At 51.1% G+C, this 15,781-nt stretch carries 12 protein-coding genes; 4 read left to right on the top strand and 8 right to left on the bottom strand.

The annotated features are described in order from the left end of the window. The first annotated feature begins 312 nt into the window (after positions 1–312). Positions 313–858, top strand: a complete 546-nt coding sequence (locus tag ACR02O_RS10460) for a peroxiredoxin (protein WP_458137090.1) — start codon at positions 313–315, stop codon at positions 856–858. Positions 859–916: 58 nt separating this feature from the next. Here the strand turns inward: ACR02O_RS10460 and corA are convergent, their stop codons facing one another. Then, positions 917–1,882 (bottom strand): magnesium/cobalt transporter CorA, encoded by a 966-nt coding sequence (gene corA / locus ACR02O_RS10455; RefSeq protein ID WP_033155758.1) that lies wholly within the window; start codon positions 1,880–1,882, stop codon positions 917–919. 36 nt (positions 1,883–1,918) lie between these two features. Next, complete coding sequence (locus ACR02O_RS10450; RefSeq protein WP_415880448.1) at positions 1,919–3,124, bottom strand: hypothetical protein; 1,206 nt, start codon at positions 3,122–3,124, stop codon at positions 1,919–1,921. Positions 3,125–3,271: 147 nt separating this feature from the next. Here ACR02O_RS10450 and ACR02O_RS10445 point away from each other — a divergent pair, with 147 nt between their 5' ends. After that, positions 3,272–5,983: a cation-translocating P-type ATPase gene (locus ACR02O_RS10445; RefSeq protein ID WP_494523332.1), complete on the top strand. Its 2,712-nt coding sequence runs from the start codon at positions 3,272–3,274 to the stop codon at positions 5,981–5,983. Positions 5,984–6,101: 118 nt separating this feature from the next. Here the strand turns inward: ACR02O_RS10445 and ACR02O_RS10440 are convergent, their stop codons facing one another. Both ACR02O_RS10440 and ACR02O_RS10435 read right to left on the bottom strand, forming a co-directional pair. Next, positions 6,102–6,899 (bottom strand): flagellin N-terminal helical domain-containing protein, encoded by a 798-nt coding sequence (locus ACR02O_RS10440; RefSeq protein WP_171695882.1) that lies wholly within the window; start codon positions 6,897–6,899, stop codon positions 6,102–6,104. Positions 6,900–6,961: 62 nt separating this feature from the next. Next, positions 6,962–7,351 carry a hypothetical protein gene (locus ACR02O_RS10435; RefSeq protein WP_171695883.1) on the bottom strand — a complete coding sequence of 130 codons (390 nt, stop codon included), beginning with the start codon at positions 7,349–7,351 and terminating at the stop codon, positions 6,962–6,964. Between the two features lie 316 nt (positions 7,352–7,667). On the opposite strand from ACR02O_RS10435, the gene ACR02O_RS10430 reads away from it, so the two are divergent. Then, positions 7,668–7,958 carry a hypothetical protein gene (locus ACR02O_RS10430; RefSeq protein ID WP_494523331.1) on the top strand — a complete coding sequence of 97 codons (291 nt, stop codon included), beginning with the start codon at positions 7,668–7,670 and terminating at the stop codon, positions 7,956–7,958. A 150-nt stretch (positions 7,959–8,108) separates the two neighbouring features. Here the strand turns inward: ACR02O_RS10430 and ACR02O_RS10425 are convergent, their stop codons facing one another. Next, the gene (locus ACR02O_RS10425; RefSeq protein WP_494523330.1) at positions 8,109–9,074 is read right to left on the bottom strand and encodes an MlaA family lipoprotein; all 966 of its coding nucleotides are present in this window, start codon (positions 9,072–9,074) and stop codon (positions 8,109–8,111) included. A gap of 233 nt (positions 9,075–9,307) precedes the next feature. On the opposite strand from ACR02O_RS10425, the gene tfpB reads away from it, so the two are divergent. After that, the gene (gene tfpB, locus ACR02O_RS10420) at positions 9,308–11,089 is read left to right on the top strand and encodes a type IV pilus assembly ATPase TfpB (RefSeq protein WP_415880442.1); all 1,782 of its coding nucleotides are present in this window, start codon (positions 9,308–9,310) and stop codon (positions 11,087–11,089) included. A gap of 151 nt (positions 11,090–11,240) precedes the next feature. Here the strand turns inward: tfpB and ACR02O_RS10415 are convergent, their stop codons facing one another. The 3 genes from ACR02O_RS10415 to ACR02O_RS10405 form a co-directional block, all read right to left on the bottom strand. After that, entirely contained in the window at positions 11,241–11,396 is a 156-nt protein-coding gene (locus tag ACR02O_RS10415; RefSeq protein ID WP_165786410.1) for a hypothetical protein, read from the bottom strand. A gap of 204 nt (positions 11,397–11,600) precedes the next feature. Further along, positions 11,601–12,317 carry a YebC/PmpR family DNA-binding transcriptional regulator gene (locus tag ACR02O_RS10410; protein WP_494523329.1) on the bottom strand — a complete coding sequence of 239 codons (717 nt, stop codon included), beginning with the start codon at positions 12,315–12,317 and terminating at the stop codon, positions 11,601–11,603. Positions 12,318–12,499: 182 nt separating this feature from the next. Next, complete coding sequence (locus tag ACR02O_RS10405) at positions 12,500–15,766, bottom strand: bifunctional diguanylate cyclase/phosphodiesterase (RefSeq protein ID WP_494523328.1); 3,267 nt, start codon at positions 15,764–15,766, stop codon at positions 12,500–12,502. Between the last annotated feature and the right edge of the window lie 15 nt (positions 15,767–15,781).

Below are 15,781 nucleotides of genomic sequence, written 5' to 3'. Positions count from 1 at the left end.
TGCTTATTCCGTTATTCAACTCCAAAATAGACACCAGCCGGCCAAAAACTTAAAAACAACCGGCCTAAAACCACGAGTAATATAAGTGAAATATAAGGTGAACCGTAACACTAAAGTTTTCCGGCTTTCGGTCCGGACGCCCGAACCATGGGGCTTATCTGTTGAAAATGGATGTCGGGCCTATCCAAACGAATCACTGCGATTACCTATTCACCATTGTGTAAGCGGCTTTCTGCGGCATACTGGCGATTATAATTAAACACAAAAACATTCGGTATTTCACCGTCGTAAGCCCCTTAAGGGAGATCATGCATGCAAAAATACACTCTTACATTCAGGCTCTTGGTCTTCATGCTGCTCGCCTTACCAACGTTTGCGATGACAGCAAACGCGGCTCCGCTGCAAGTTGGCCAATCGGCACCGATATTTCAACTGCAAGCGCACGCTGGCGACCCAGTAAGTTTAGCCGCTCGGCGCGGGAAAGGTTGGACAGTCTTGTATTTTTATCCTAAAGCCGGTACACCCGGATGCACTGCGCAAGCTTGCGCTTTCCGCGACGCCATCGAACTGATCCGCAAACAAAATGCCGAGGTATACGGGATCAGTACGGATGACGTCCAGGATCTGTTGGCATTTCATCAGCAACACAAACTGACCTTCACCTTATTGTCTGACGCGGACGCCAAAGTCAGCGAAGCCTACGGCGTAAAAATGCCCATATTGAACATGGCCAAACGCTGGACCTTTATCGTCGATCCCGACTTAACCATACGCCGTATCGATGACGATGTAGACCCGGCCCTGGATGCCAAACGGGTCGCGGAAACGCTGAAGCAATTGCAGGCGAGCGGGAACTGATACAAAGCCAAGCGGATAAATATTCACCCAACCGGGAAACTCTTAGCGGGTTTGTAGTTCACAACCATCCTGCCCGCTTCAAACGCCAATACAAGGCCAAGCTGCACACTGCCACGCTACCCACTACCAAGGGATAGCTATAGGCCCAATCCAGTTCCGGCATATGCCGGAAGTTCATGCCGTACCAACTGAATACCATAGTCGGTATCGCTAAAATCGCCCCCCAACCGGCCAAGCGTTTGACCACTTCGTTTTGCCGCACGGTTTCGAAAGTCAGATGCACCTGCATCGCCGCCAGCAACATCTCGCGCATACCGTGGATAGCCTGATCAACGCGCTTGATGTGATCGGCTATGTCGCGGAAATATACTCTGACATCCTTATGTATCAGGCCAACATGAAAGCGCATCAACTCGTTGCAAATGTCGATGACCGGATTAATCGCCCCTTCCAAAAGCAATAATTCGCGCTTTAGCTCGTATAAGTCTTCCATGGTTTGCCGGCTGGGCCGGTATTGAAATATCGCGGATTCCAGCACATCGAAGCGGTCCTGCAAGCCGGCAATTGCCACCATGTAATTATCGACGATGAAATCCATAATCGAATACAAGGCAAAACCCGGCCCCTTGCTGAGTTGGTGCGGCATGGCCTGACAACGCTCACGCACCTTGCTCAAACTCTGCGACGCGCCATGGCGCACGGTGACTACAAAGCGCGGCCCCATAAAAATGTGCGTCTCGCCGAATTCCACTTTTTTCTCGATCAATTCCGCCGTGTGCAACACGATAAACAAGGAATCGCCGTATTCCTCGATCTTCGGCCGCTGGTGCGCGGCACAAGCGTCTTCAATCGCCAGATCGTGCAAACCAAACTCCTGCTGAATTTTTCTCAATATCTCGGCATTCGCCTCGCGTAGACCCAACCAGATAAAGGTATCGTCTTTCAGCAACACTTCGCTGATGTCTTCGATGGTAACGTCACCGATGCCCAGGCCTTTTTGATAGGCCACGCAGCGCATCACCATGTTTTTATCGATAGTTTCGCTCAAAATGTCTCCTGTTTATTTGGAAATGGTGATTTCCGGCGCACCTTTGCGCGCCAAATCGGTCATGGTCATTTGAAAAATCTGGCATAACAATCTAAAACCTTCCCGATTCCATTGATAGCCGGTTTCCGGCTCTAAGGCATAATAATAATCGCCGAAGCGCACGCTAATCTCGGTTGCTGATGGCTCGTCTTCATCGACCAATAAAGCCATGGTGTGCACCGGGTTCTCGCTCACCGAAGGCGTGCGAGGATGCTTGTCAACGGGGTACTCCGGATCATCATTTATCGCTTGTCCGATAAAATTCAACACGTTGTGAAAGCTGCGCAAGCGAAATACACCGTGCAGCGGCCACTCGCCACCAGGATAGCCTGCTCGAATATCGACGCTGACATCGTTCTCGGCGCCTTGATCGGCTTCTTCATGCAAACGCAAACGCTCTTCGTTGCTCAATGTTACGGGATCGTAATTGGTCAATAGGATTCGTCCGGTCACCCGCTTAGTTAAGGTCAGTTGCTTTTGGTCTGCGCTAAACTCAACTTTATAGTCTTTTTGCAAAGCAGCCAATTGCTCGGCGTTTAGCGATTCGGCAGGCAGACTCCAGCTGCGATTGAATATCAACGGTTCCACAAACAACTTATGGCTATCCTGAATGGACGACAAATGCAGCACAGCTTGGCGGAACAGCCTATAACCGTCACCATCCATGGGTTTGTTCAAGTACACGCCAGCCTGCTCGCCGCCGTTTAGCCGCAGCTCGCCAGCAAGCAGACGCAGCACCAAATCCACGTCCACGCCTTGCCGCAACAACATGGTCAGCTTGCTTTCCTGAAACGGTGTCAACAAGCGCCGGGTAAACTCTTCGCCTTCGATGGGTACGATACTGATCGTCGGATTTTCCGACATCGTCCCGCCAAATACCGGTGTCATCACCGAACCGACTTCACCGGTAAAAGCCGGCGTGGCGCCGGCATTGAATTGAAAATTAAACGTAGCGGCGATGTTCGAAACACCCGTGAAATGCATGGGTTGGTGCTGATGGGCCCGGCCGATGTTCAGCAACAACTGTTTCGACAAAATATCGGTGGCAACCTTGTCGTATTCGACAACTGCCCTGTCCAGCGCCAGCGGCGAAAAGCAGCCTTGCAAAGCACATAAAGCCAACACAGTCGTGTATCTGACGGCGAAAGGCGCGAGAGAATAGCAGCAATTCAAGCTCATCTTTTCTGTCCAAACCAAAAATGAGAGAGTGTGCCTGCTACGCCATCCAAAACGCAAGTAAGCTGATGGACACACCGCGACGCATACCGGAAATACTCCGAGTCGTTTTAAACTGCCGAACCTAATTCTGCTGATCGGATTACGAGCATGAAAATTCACCATCTAAGCCCCGAAGAAGCTCTGGACAGTTTAGACTCCAGCATGGACGGCTTGGCCGATGCCGCCATTGAAGGCCGTTTACATGAATTTGGCTTCAACCGTATCGAGGAATCGAAAAAGACCTCGGCGTTGCTACTGTTTGCCCAAGAGTTTCTGCACTTTTTTGCCTTAATTTTATGGTTGGCAGCCGGCTTGGCGTTTTTCGCGGAATCCCGGCAACCCGGCGAGGGCATGGCCACTTTGGGCTATGCGGTGCTGGGCGTCATCGCGATCAACGGCTGTTTCTCATTCTGGCAACGGCATCAAGCCGAGCAGGCAATCGCCGCCTTACAAAAGCTGTTACCGCATCAAGTCAAAGTGATCCGCGACGGCGAGCTAAGCTTGGTGTTCGCCGACGAGTTGGTGCCGGGCGACCTGCTGGTATTGCAGGAAGGCGATAACGTGCCGGCCGATTGCCGGCTGCTGGAAGCATTTAATTTGCGGGTAAACAACGCCACCATCACCGGCGAGTCACTCCCCAAGGGCCGCGATGCGCAAGTGTCGGATGTCGAGGACATCAGCCAAAGCCGCAACATTCTGCTCGCCGGTACCTCGGTGGTAGCCGGCGAAGGCAAGGCACTGGTGTTTGCCACCGGCATGCATACCGAGTTCGGCAAGATTGCTCACACCCTAAAAACCACGATCAAAGGCCAATCGCCGCTGCAATTGCAAATCCGCCGCCTCAGCCGTTTTGTGGCTTTGCTGGCCCTGCTGTTGGGTGTGGTGTTTTTCTTTATCGGGCAAATCATCGGCCTTACGTTTTGGGAAAATTTCATGTTCGCAATCGGCATCATCGTCGCCAATGTCCCGGAAGGTCTGCTGCCCACCGTGACGCTGTCGCTGGCGATGGCTACCCAGCGCATGGCCAAGCGTAATGCCTTGATCCGTAACCTGCCCTCGGTGGAAACCTTGGGTTCGACCACGGTGATCTGCACCGACAAAACCGGTACGCTGACTCAAAACCGCATGGCGGTTAAGCAGCTGTTTCTGGACAATCAATATTGGCAACCCGAGCAATTGGGCAGCGATAGCCTGCAACATCACACCGCCTTTTTAGCCAACGCGGCTTTGTGCCATAGCCTGAAACACGTGGAAGGCAAAGGTTTGCTGGGAGACCCGATGGAAGTGGCACTGGTGTCCATGGCACATGAACAAGGCATGCGCATCGATTACCCGAAAATCGGCGAAGTGCCCTTCGATACCGACCGCAAACGCCTGTCGACTATTCACAATACACCACAAGGCAAAATGTTGTTTTGCAAAGGTGCGCTGGAAATGGTGCTGCCGCTGTGCCGGCAGATTGTGATGCACGGTAACGTAGAACCTCTCGGTGACGCTAGTCGTCAACAGCTGGTAAACGCACTAAAAACCTTGGCCGACCAAGGATTGCGCGTGCTGGCGTTTGCCTATCGGCCCCTATCGGACCCAGTCGAAGCCGAGCCGGAACAAGCCTTGATTTTCAGCGGCCTGGTCGGTCTGGAAGATCCGCCGCGGCCGGAAGTCGCGGATGCCATCGCGCAATGCCATATCGCCGGCATTAAAGTCATCATGATCACCGGCGACCATCCGCATACCGCGGTGGCGATTGCCCGGCAGATCAAGCTGATCAAATCGGATAATCCCAAAGTGATTACCGGCGACAAATTAAAAAAACTCACGAGCAGCCAGTTGCAAGTGGCGTTGGATGCCCCGGAAATCATTTTTGCCAGGGTTGGTGCCGACCAGAAAATGCTGATCGTGGATGCCTTGCAGCGCAAGAAACATGTGGTCGCGGTGACAGGCGATGGAGTCAACGATGCACCAGCCTTAAAGAAAGCCGACATCGGCATCGCCATGGGCAAGGCCGGTACCGATGTCGCCAAGGAAGCGGCGGACATGATTTTGCTGGACGACAACTTTGCCAGCATCGTGGCCGCCATTGAGGAAGGCCGCGCGGTGTTCGACAATATCCGCAAATTCCTGACCTATATCCTCAGCTCCAACATCCCGGAACTGATCCCTTATCTGGCCTTTGTGTTGTGCAAAATTCCGCTGCCATTGACCATCATCCAGATTTTGGCGGTTGACTTGGGCACCGACATGCTGCCGGCTTTGGGCTTGGGCGTGGAAAAACCGGATGCATCCGCCATGAACAAACCGCCGCGCTCTTACAAGGAAACGCTGATCGACTGGCGCTTGCTGGCCAGGGCTTACGGCTTCCTAGGTCTGCTGGAAGCACTCGCGGCAATGGCTGCATTCTTTTTTGTGTTGCATCGCGGCGGCTGGGATTATGGCGAGATATTGTCCAACCATCACCCGCTCTACCTGCAAGCCACTACCGCCTGCCTGACCGCAATCATCATGATGCAGATCGCGAATGTGTTTATTTGCAAACAGCGGCAACGCGGCCTGTTAGCCACATCGTTCTTGGACAATAAACTGATCCTGTCCGGCATTGCTTTGGAAATTGCGTTGATTCTGACGATTGTCTACACACCGTGGGGCAACGCGCTGTTCGGCACCGCGCCGATAGACATCAAAGTTTGGCTGTTTACCTTGCCGTTTGCGCTCGGTATGCTGCTGCTGGAAGAATTCAGAAAATGGTTGGTGCGGCGCTTCGGGCTTTTTCCTGTCCTGGTAAAACCGCTGAAACTGCGTAAGCGCTTACTGAGTCGCCACTAAGCAATCACGCCCACTAGGTTCCGCCTAAGCAGCGGCAGCGCGCCGATAAAACAGCGGAAAAGCGATAGGCGATTGCGGACAATCAAAACCTGACGTGTAGATGCAGGTCACACGGCGTTCAGATTCCGGTTAACAACGCCGATGCGGCTTTTTGATTGTCTTGATATAGCTTGAGCGCGTAGCTAGCCACCTGGTTTTGCAACTTTCCCTTGTTCAAGTCAGCAGCCGTTTGCGCATAGTCAGTGTCTTGAATACGGCTGCGGGTTTCGGCCAGATTCTGATAGCTGCTGCTCAGATTCGCCAGATTTGAATTTAAGCCTGCAGCAGTACTTGCCAAGTTACTCTGCTGATTCCCGACATTTTTAATCGCACTGTCTATGCTATCCAGCGCATTGGACGCATTTGTAGCGCTCGATACATCCAATCCCGACACACCCAGGGCTGTGCTGGATACATTACTTAGGCTTAAGCCAAGGGTATCTCCGGGATTGGGGCCGATTTGCAATTGACCGGAAAAACTGCCGTCCAACAGTTTTTGATCGTTGAACTGGGTGTTGCCGGCGATACCATCAATGCTTTTACCCAAGCCGTTGATCTCGTCCTGAAGGCTTTGTCGATCAGCGGCCGACAGAGAGCCGCTTCCGGCTTGCACCGTCAGTTCACGAATGCGTTGTAGGTTGTCGGTTACCTGAGTTAATGCGCTACTGGCTGTATCCGTAAGCGACAGACCCTTGCCGATATTGCCGATTGCTTGGTTTTGCCCTCCCAAGCGACTACTTATGGCATCGGCAATTGCCAACCCGGCAGGGTTGTCGGCGGCCGAATTGATCCGCTTCGCGGAGCTAAGGCGCTGGATGCTGGTTTGGATCAGACTTTGGGATTTGTCCAGGTTGTTAGTATTGATTGACGACAACATGATGTCACCTCGCTTACTGTTTTTTGACGACCTCTTGCTTATCTACCTGAACGGTAATCAGGCTAAGCAACGATGTCTATTGAACTCCCCACTGCTTTATTGTAATCAGCCGCAGAAGTTGTGGTTATACCCGCCAAGGTTTGCGAATAGGTAGACGGTCTTACCTCGGCGTTCTGAATAGTCTTAGTTAACTGCGCGCCTGCATCTTGAAAAGCGTTGGACAGATTCAGTCTTAAGTGCGCGGCGTCAGAGTCCACCTTGGCCTTACTGGCTTGGGAATCGAGCGCCTGGGCTTTGGCTGCATATTGGTCGGCTTGGGCTTGAACGGCATCCGCCTGTTTTCTCAAGGCTTGCGCCATTTGCTCGGCTTGGTCGGCATTTCTTTTGGCCGTCAGCGCGCTCAACTGTTGAAAGCCGGATTGATTAACACTGGAAACAGTTAGGGAAGACATAGCGTTCTAAACTCCCTGAATACACCGTAGGCTGGCGGCAGATTTCGGAATGAACATGCAGTTTCACTCCAATAGGACACCGTATTACTCCAGGTTAAGAGGAATGTCAAACACCAATTTCGGATATTGCCGGCACTCAGCGCAGCAAAGAAACCTCAGCCCGATAACGCCAACGAATGCCGACAATCTTCGCCAGCATTCGCTGCCCACTCCCGCTGACAAGCAGCTCGAAACTGACTAAAATGCAGCCGATTTTTCTGCTGAGCCGCCGGGAAACCCGGTTGCGATTAGTCCACCAACTACGCCCGCAATCCACATGAACCACGAAGTTATTGCCACTAGGGTAGAACATATCGCCATGGCGACAGGCATCATTGCCGGGCTATCGGCTGTCGCGGCGACAATAGCCACGCCGACCGGCCTAAGCGCTTTTGGCGTCTGGTTGGGGCTGGTCGATGAACCTTTGATAGTAACCGTCGCGCCTATTCTGGATAAATTAGCCACAGTATGCGGCACCATTTCCGGCATGACCTACTTTTATGCTGTCAGGAAAAAGCGGCAAACCGCTAAGCAATCTGAATCCGATCATTCCGCACCATCCGATTAGATCAAATTCGCTCAAACACCAAACCTCTGGATTGCCCCGAGGCGTTGCTTAGTACATCCTGGAAAAAAGGCCCTCTCCAATACGTTAACTAAACAGTCAAAAGAGCTTACCTGGATAAGACCGCGTAGCGGGCCTTATCCAGGTCTTTACTCACCTTCTACGTCTGTGCTTACTCAGTTTATCGAGCTTGTTTGAAGCTTCCTCAAACGATTGCAGCATGTTGTCAAAGGCATTGGTATCGGCAATAGCGCCGACGGCAGGCTGAGTGGAGGGGGAACCACTCTGTTCAGTCTTGTTGGTGGTGTCTAGCGATGGCTTGAGTACTTCCGAGCTGCTGGGTTTGGGTTCAGACGCAGCGTCAGCGGTGGGATCAATATCGAGATCATAGTTCGCGCTGTCGCTTTTTCCGTCGTTGACCAAATTGCGCCGATATTGCAGGAAGGATTCCCGAGTAAACACATAAGGGTCTAAAGCAGCCTCATTGATAAAGTTCAACGCCCCTTCGGCATTTGCACGATCATTAATCCCCTCGAGAATACCGGTACCCGGCACGTAGGTACCTGGGTTGGCGGCTCTATCGAGGATGCCCGCGCCGCCATCGCGAATAGTGGTGGGCCCAAAAACCGGCAACACCAAATACGCACCTTGCCCGACTCCCCACACAGCCAAAGTTTGCCCAAAATCTTCAACGTTGTTTTTTAAACCGACTTCGCTGGCGACGTCTATTAATCCACCCACGCCGATGGTGGTATTGGTTAAAAAGCGTCCGGCGTCCGAAGCGCTCTGTTGGAATTTACCCTGAAGGACATCGTTGAGCACCACGTTAATACCCTTCAAGTTGGTGAAGAAATTATTGACGCCAGTTTCCATGAAATCAGGTGTAATAAATTTATAACCATCAGAAACCGGCTTAAAAAAATATTTGTCCAGTGTCATATTAAAACCGTACATGGACCGGTTAAATCCCTCGTACGGATCAGCATGGCCCGCTTCACTAACGGAAAGCTCGTCACGCTTTTCCGTACTCGCGCATCCGGGCAGTAGCAGTGCACTGGTCAATAAACACACTTCTATCAAAAGTGCCCGGTTCTTGCCTGGATGCAATTGGGTAAACATCGCTTAAAAATCCTGAAAGTAGTTTGTTTCTGGAAGCTTTAATTGTAGGGTTAAGACTTAAACCACTCCATATTAAAGAATCGATTCGCTATTATAGCTCTTGTCGTCGTCTCACATTGCCTTTTTGCAGTGTTCCATGCTCTGCCTGAAAATTCCACCGCCAAGCTTTAAATCTACACAGCGTCCTGCATATTTGGCTAGACTAAACCTTTATATCATAGCAAACCAGGCGTATGCGGGAAGAACACAAATCCGAAGACAGAAAGCTGGACATCAACCAGATCGTAAAGTGGCTGGAAGAAGACGGCATGTTATCCGCCAAGGATGTCGAAAAGTGCCGGCAATACGCAGCCGCCAAAATCAATCTCAACAAGCATCCGTTAAAGGTCTTAGCAGAGTGCGAACTCGCCGACCAAAGCCAGCTCGGCACGCCGTTGACGCAAGAAGACTTGACCCAATGGCTGGCGAAAAAGCTGGCTATGCCTTATTACTATTTCGACCCGCTAAAGATCGACGTACCTACGGTCACTGCCTTGTTCAGCAAGGCTTACGCCGGCAATTATAATATTTTGCCGATCAAGATCGACGCCGATGAAATCGTGGTAGCCACCGCCGAACCCTTCATCCGTGCCTGGCAACTCGACCTGGCGAAGATGCACCACGGCAAGATTCGCTGCGTGTTTGCCAATCCGGACGAGATCAAACGCTATCTGGACGAGTTTTATAACTTTTCCAAATCGCTGAAAGGCGCGCAAACCCACAATGATGGCCGCACTGCGGAAGGCCAGAACTTCGAACAGTTGGTCGAGCTGAGTAAAAGCGCCGATTTGGACGTGAACAATCAGCATGTGGTGAATTTGGTCAACTGGTTGCTGCAATATGCCTTCGACCAGCGCGCCAGCGATATTCACATCGAACCGCGCCGTCAGCAAGGCAATGTGCGATTCAGGATCGACGGCATTCTGCACAAGGTTTATCAACTACCGATGCCGATTATGAATGCGGTCTTAAGCCGCTTGAAGATTCTAGGCCGGATGAATATCGCCGAGAAACGCCTGCCGCAAGACGGCCGGATCAAGACCCAAAATAGCAACGGCAAAGAGATAGAACTAAGACTTTCCACCATGCCGACTGCGTTTGGCGAGAAGCTGGTGATGCGAATTTTCGACCCGGAAGTGCTGCTGCGCGATTACGAGCAGTTGGGCTTTAATAAACAGGAGCTGGGGATTTGGAACCGGATGACCAGCCAGACCCACGGCATTATTCTGGTGACAGGCCCGACTGGGTCCGGCAAAACCACTACCTTATATTCCACGCTGAAGCGTTTGGCCACCTCGGAAATCAATCTATGCACCGTGGAAGACCCCATCGAGCAAATAGAGCCGGCTTTCAATCAAATGCAGACTCAAGCCAATATCGGCTTGGATTTCGCCAGTGGGATTCGCACCCTACTTCGGCAAGATCCCGACATTATTATGGTCGGGGAGATACGCGATTTGGAGACGGCGGAAATGGCCGTGCAAGCTTCGCTGACCGGACATTTAGTGATTTCCACCCTCCATACCAATAGTGCACCGGCTGCGGTGACACGTTTGTTAAATCTTGGCTTGCCAGGCTATCTGATTCAGCAAACCATTTTGGGGGTAATGGCGCAACGCTTGATAAGGGTGCTATGTGGGCAATGCAAAACCGCGACAACCGTAGACCAAGCACAGTGGCAGGCATTGGTGGCGCCGTTTAAAGTCGCTACCCCTAAACACATTTATAAAGCTGTTGGTTGCAAGACCTGCCGCAATACCGGCTTTGCCGGCCGTATCGGCATCTACGAAATTTTCGAAAACCAGCCGACCCTGCAAAAATTGATCGTGGAAGGCTGCGACACACTGTTGCTGCAACGCCAAGCGATCAGAGAAGGTATGCGCCCGTTGCGGCTAAGTGGCGCGGAAAAAGTTGCCGCCGGCATTACCACCATTGAGGAAGTGTTGCGGGTGGCGCCGGAGCGGATAGATTTTTAAATCTGTCGACCAAATGCAAATTTATTGATCGCCTAGATTAGGATAAAACCGAGAAGAGACAGCAGACTCCGGAAAAACCCGGCCTAAGCCGATGCCTTATTTCCCTGCTAAAACGATATAGGCCAATATAACCGCCCTATAGTAAGCCAGCTTAATCCTGGCGCTTTTTCCGATTTGCGTTGATGTTGCTCGCAACAGTCGTTGAAGCAAATAGTGCCGATGAAAGAATAAATTCGCCTGACATAAAACCGATCACGCCGGTGATAAAAGCCAAACCGTTCAAAATATCTTTTTGTAAGTCATTCATTTTTGTTACTCCGTAATAAACACGCTTACACTATAAGATAGATATAATTTATCAACAATACCCTCTAATACATATTGTTTGTTTTACTAAAAGAAACAATAGCCAGGTTATCCTGCTAAAACAAGCAATGGCAATGCACTTTAGTGGATCAGGAACGCTGAGGTTCCTGAATGCAATATCTCAAATTACTGAACGGTTTTGCCTTTAATACTCGGCATCATGGAAAACGTTTTGCACGTCATCCAGGTCGTTCAACATATCCAAAAACTTTTCGAACATCACCACATCGTCGCCGCTGATAGGGGACACGCTTCTTGGTATAAACTGAATTTCATCCACTTCAAAATCGATCTCGCCCAACAAATCCGTCAAGGCCTGCTTAGCTTTCGCGTAGTCGGCATGGGGGGTAAACACGGTCAACTTGCCGTCCTCGTTTTCGATGTCGGATACATCCACATCCGCACTGAGCAGGGCTTCCAACACGGCATCTTCGTCGTTGTGTTTAAACGCCAGGATTGCCGAATGATCGAACATATGGCTGACAGTGCCTTGCGTACCGATCTTACATTTGGTTTTGGTAAAGCACAGCCGCACATCACCAAACGTGCGATTGGGATTATCGGTCAAGCAATCGACAATCACCATACAACCGCCAGGTCCAAAGCCTTCATAGCGGGCAGGCGCAAAATCTTCCCCGCCACCACCCTTGGCTTTATCGATAGCTTTTTCGATGACATGCGTAGGCACTTGGTCCTTTTTGGCTCTATCGATCAAACCCCGCAAAGTCAAGTTGCCGGATGGATCGATACCGCCCGATTTGGCGGCCATATAGATTTCCCGACCATATTTGCTGTAAACCTTGGCCTTGGCGTCAGCCGTCTTGGCCATGGACACTTTACGGTTTTGATACGCTCTACCCATTCGACTTTTGCTCCCCGGATCGCTTGGCAAAAAAACCGCGATTCTACAGATAAGTATTTGCTGTGGGAATTTTTTGACCGGTATAAGCCAGGTCCGACTCTAGGAATGATGGTTAGACTCGCCGCAAAACCAAAATCAAAGAAGCCAGCATTACGGAAGCTCTAATCACATCCGCCGGCCGGCTAAACTTGTTCACCCCCTGAGGGTAACAAGCGTTCAAAGCTATCTAACGGTAAGGGTTTACTGTAGAGATAGCCTTGAAATGTATGGCAGCCATGGTTTTCCAGAAAACTACGTTGCTCTTCGGTTTCCACCCCTTCGGCTATGACGTCCAAACCCAGATTATTGGCCATGGCAATAATCGTTTGGACGATCACGGTATCGTCCGGATCGACAGAAATATCTCTTACAAAGCTTTGATCAATCTTCAATTGATCGATAGGCAGTTTTCTAAGATTAGATAACGAGGAATTCCCGGTACCGAAATCATCCATTGAAAAACGCACGCCAATTTCCCTTAACGCATGCATTTTACGGATGGTCTCATCAATATCGTCGAGCACCAGACTTTCAGTTAACTCCAACTTCAAGCGATTGGGATTGATATCGCTCTCTCGAATGATTTGCCGCACCACGTCGACGAAATCAGTTTGCCTAAACTGCCGCGCGCTGACATTCGCTGCCAACTGCAAATGTTGAGTATGTGCGCTGCTTTCCCAAATCTTTAGTTGTCGGCAAACGGTTTCCAGTACCCAACGCCCTATCGGCACAATCAAACCAATATCTTCGGCCAAAGGTATAAACTCAGCCGGTGAAATCAAGCCGCGTTCGGGATGTTGAAAACGGATTAAGACTTCAGCACCGATAATATCCAAACCTTGCGAGACTTGCGGCTGATAATACAGTTGGAATTGCTTATTCAGTAAAGCACCGTGTAAATCCGCCTCCAATTTGACCCGCGCATTGATACTGGCCTGCATGGCCGGGTCGAAGAAACGTATGGTATTCCGCCCGGCTTTTTTGGCCTGGTACATGGCAATATCGGCTTGTTTCAGCAAGCTTTCTATGTCCGAATCATGGTCGTTGAATAACACCGCGCCGATACTGGGCGAATTGCGATATTCGTGGTCGGCAAGCCGGTAGGTTTGCGTCAAGGCAGTAAGGATTTTATTCGCTATCACTTCGGTCTGCGCGCCGGCATCCAGCACTTCATCGCTCAGATCGGTCAACATCACCACAAATTCGTCCCCACCCAGCCGCGAAACCGTGTCGCCTTCGCGCACGCACGCCACCAAACGTTGTGCCACCAATTGCAACAATAAATCACCCATGTCGTGACCGAGGGTGTCGTTTAAGGTTTTGAAATTGTCCAAATCGATAAACAGGATGGCCCCCTCCCGCCCGCTACGCGCACTGGCAATCAGCGCTCGTTTCAAACGATCTTGCAGTAATCGGCGATTCGGCAAACCGGTCAACGGGTCATAAAACGCCAAGCGCTCAATTTCCTTGGCAGCGGCTTTAATCGAGGTAATATCTACAAACGTGGCCACATAATTTTTAATGCAACCCGTCGGGTCTTTCACCGTACTGACGGCCAAATGCATGGGAAACACCGCACCGTCCTTGCGTTTACTAGAAATCTCACCTTCCCAGACCCCTGAGTTATTGACCCTTTCCCACATCTCCTTGTAATAGACCAGACCCTGCAAATCCAATTCCAATACCCGCGGATTCTTGCCTACTACTTCCTCGCTGAGGTAACCGGTAATACGGGTAAACGCCTGGTTTACCCGCAGTATCAAGCGATTCTCGTCCAAAACCACGATGCCTTCCTGCGACTCAAAAGCGGTAGCGGCAATCCGCAGCTCGGCGTCCAATAACTGTTGCTTTCTCAGCGCGTGCTCCAACCGGCTTTTTTGTGCCAAGCCCTCGGGTAAGGTCATCGCCAACATCCGGGCAATATCTATTTGTACAGGCGACCAAGGTTCGCTGCGACCCCGCCATAATTCCGTCCACATTTCAAATGACTTACGCGGTGTCAGTTGGTAGTTTCCGCTTTTGTCCATCACCAAGCCTTTCTCGGCCTTGCCCGCCCAGCTTACGGTGCGCGGCTTTTCCTGTCTGAACCAAACTATGACATTGCGCATATCGCCGGGCAGCGGTGTGGTCAATATCCCTGAGGCTATTTCCTGGTATTTTTCTGCCGGTACAAAATCATTGGCAAGATGATCAGAACTAAATATCTGGCCGCTGGCTTGTTTGCCCAGCCAGAGCAATAATGCCCCTAGATCTGCAGGCTTCAACACCTCGCCGTAAACATGCCGCTTACCTTCCACCACAGCTAATATCCCGGTTGCATCCAGCAACGCCATCAATGGCGGTAGTAACCTTTGCAGGACCCGTTGCTCGTGATCGGTAAAAATATAATTCAGCAACTCACCGATCACATGGTTAGCGCTGGCAACACAGTCGTACTGCTCCAAGGCCTCAATCGAGGATAATTTCGACGACACCATCCGGCTTATAAACGTCACCGCTTCGCGTTGGGCAATCGACACACGTTTTGCCGTGAAGTGATGACAAGCTATCAATCCCCACAATCGGCCGTTTTGCAGCAAAGAAATCACCATCGAGCCCTGCACACCGATATTGCGCAAATACTGGATATGTATCGGCGACAGGCAACGCAACGCCGAGTAACTCATATCCAGCGGCCGCTCGGTTACGGGATTGAGGCCAGGTAAAATGGGCACCGGCTCGGCATCAATATCGGCAACCAAGCGTACCAGATTACTCGTATAAAGCCGCCGCGCTTGTGGCGGAATGTCACTGGCCGGAAAGTGCAACCCAAAGTAGGACGGCGCATGATCCACGCTGTTTTGGCTGATCACTTGACCGTTCCAATTAGAGTCAAACCGATAGATCATCACGCTATCGTAGCCGCTCATCCGCCGCACCAACAGCGCGACATCATCGAAATAGCGGGAGAAATCGCTATTCGCGTCGTATCGCAGTAATGACTCCTGCATTTGCATCAGAAATTCGGACAATCGCCCTTCCTGGTCGGCGTCGTGATCAGGCACGAGCTCCAACACAAATAGCCCGTCACTGACATAAGCGTGGGCCTGTAGCTCAAGAGAGCCGCGGCGTTGAGGAATGCTGAGTTTCCCGGCGGCCGTATTTTTACGCTGCGCCGATTGAAACATTTGCTCGATTTGCCCAGCAGTTTTTTCGCCGACCAGTTCCTGAAGCGGTTTGCCGCAAACATCGCCGGTCAATTCGCTGAAAAATTCGCTAACGTTGGCACTGGCCTGTAATACCGTGTAAGGACGATCAGCGCTCAAAACCAACAAGGCGCCATGCGGCTGAATCTGCCCGATTTGGTGAATGGGCTCTGCCGCGCACTTTTCCAGGGCTTGTTGCAACGCCTGTTGATCAATATCATCCATTAGACCGGGCGGAGA

It is taken from the genome of Methylomonas sp. PHL2-19 (assembly GCF_059331595.1).
Note: the sequence above shows the minus strand (reverse complement) of the source record. Positions and strands in the feature narration are given on the sequence as shown.

What these genes read in the sequence shown, in the direction of transcription:
- ACR02O_RS10460 (WP_458137090.1), top strand. Translation starts at nt 313, where the DNA reads ATGCAAAAATACACTCTTACATTCAGGCTCTTGGTCTTCATGCTGCTC.
- corA (WP_033155758.1), bottom strand. Translation starts at nt 1,882, where the DNA reads ATGGTGATGCGCTGCGTGGCCTATCAAAAAGGCCTGGGCATCGGTGAC.
- ACR02O_RS10450 (WP_415880448.1), bottom strand. Translation starts at nt 3,124, where the DNA reads ATGAGCTTGAATTGCTGCTATTCTCTCGCGCCTTTCGCCGTCAGATAC.
- ACR02O_RS10445 (WP_494523332.1), top strand. Translation starts at nt 3,272, where the DNA reads ATGAAAATTCACCATCTAAGCCCCGAAGAAGCTCTGGACAGTTTAGAC.
- ACR02O_RS10440 (WP_171695882.1), bottom strand. Translation starts at nt 6,899, where the DNA reads ATGTTGTCGTCAATCAATACTAACAACCTGGACAAATCCCAAAGTCTG.
- ACR02O_RS10435 (WP_171695883.1), bottom strand. Translation starts at nt 7,351, where the DNA reads ATGTCTTCCCTAACTGTTTCCAGTGTTAATCAATCCGGCTTTCAACAG.
- ACR02O_RS10430 (WP_494523331.1), top strand. Translation starts at nt 7,668, where the DNA reads ATGAACCACGAAGTTATTGCCACTAGGGTAGAACATATCGCCATGGCG.
- ACR02O_RS10425 (WP_494523330.1), bottom strand. Translation starts at nt 9,074, where the DNA reads ATGTTTACCCAATTGCATCCAGGCAAGAACCGGGCACTTTTGATAGAA.
- tfpB (WP_415880442.1), top strand. Translation starts at nt 9,308, where the DNA reads ATGCGGGAAGAACACAAATCCGAAGACAGAAAGCTGGACATCAACCAG.
- ACR02O_RS10415 (WP_165786410.1), bottom strand. Translation starts at nt 11,396, where the DNA reads ATGAATGACTTACAAAAAGATATTTTGAACGGTTTGGCTTTTATCACC.
- ACR02O_RS10410 (WP_494523329.1), bottom strand. Translation starts at nt 12,317, where the DNA reads ATGGGTAGAGCGTATCAAAACCGTAAAGTGTCCATGGCCAAGACGGCT.
- ACR02O_RS10405 (WP_494523328.1), bottom strand. Translation starts at nt 15,766, where the DNA reads ATGGATGATATTGATCAACAGGCGTTGCAACAAGCCCTGGAAAAGTGC.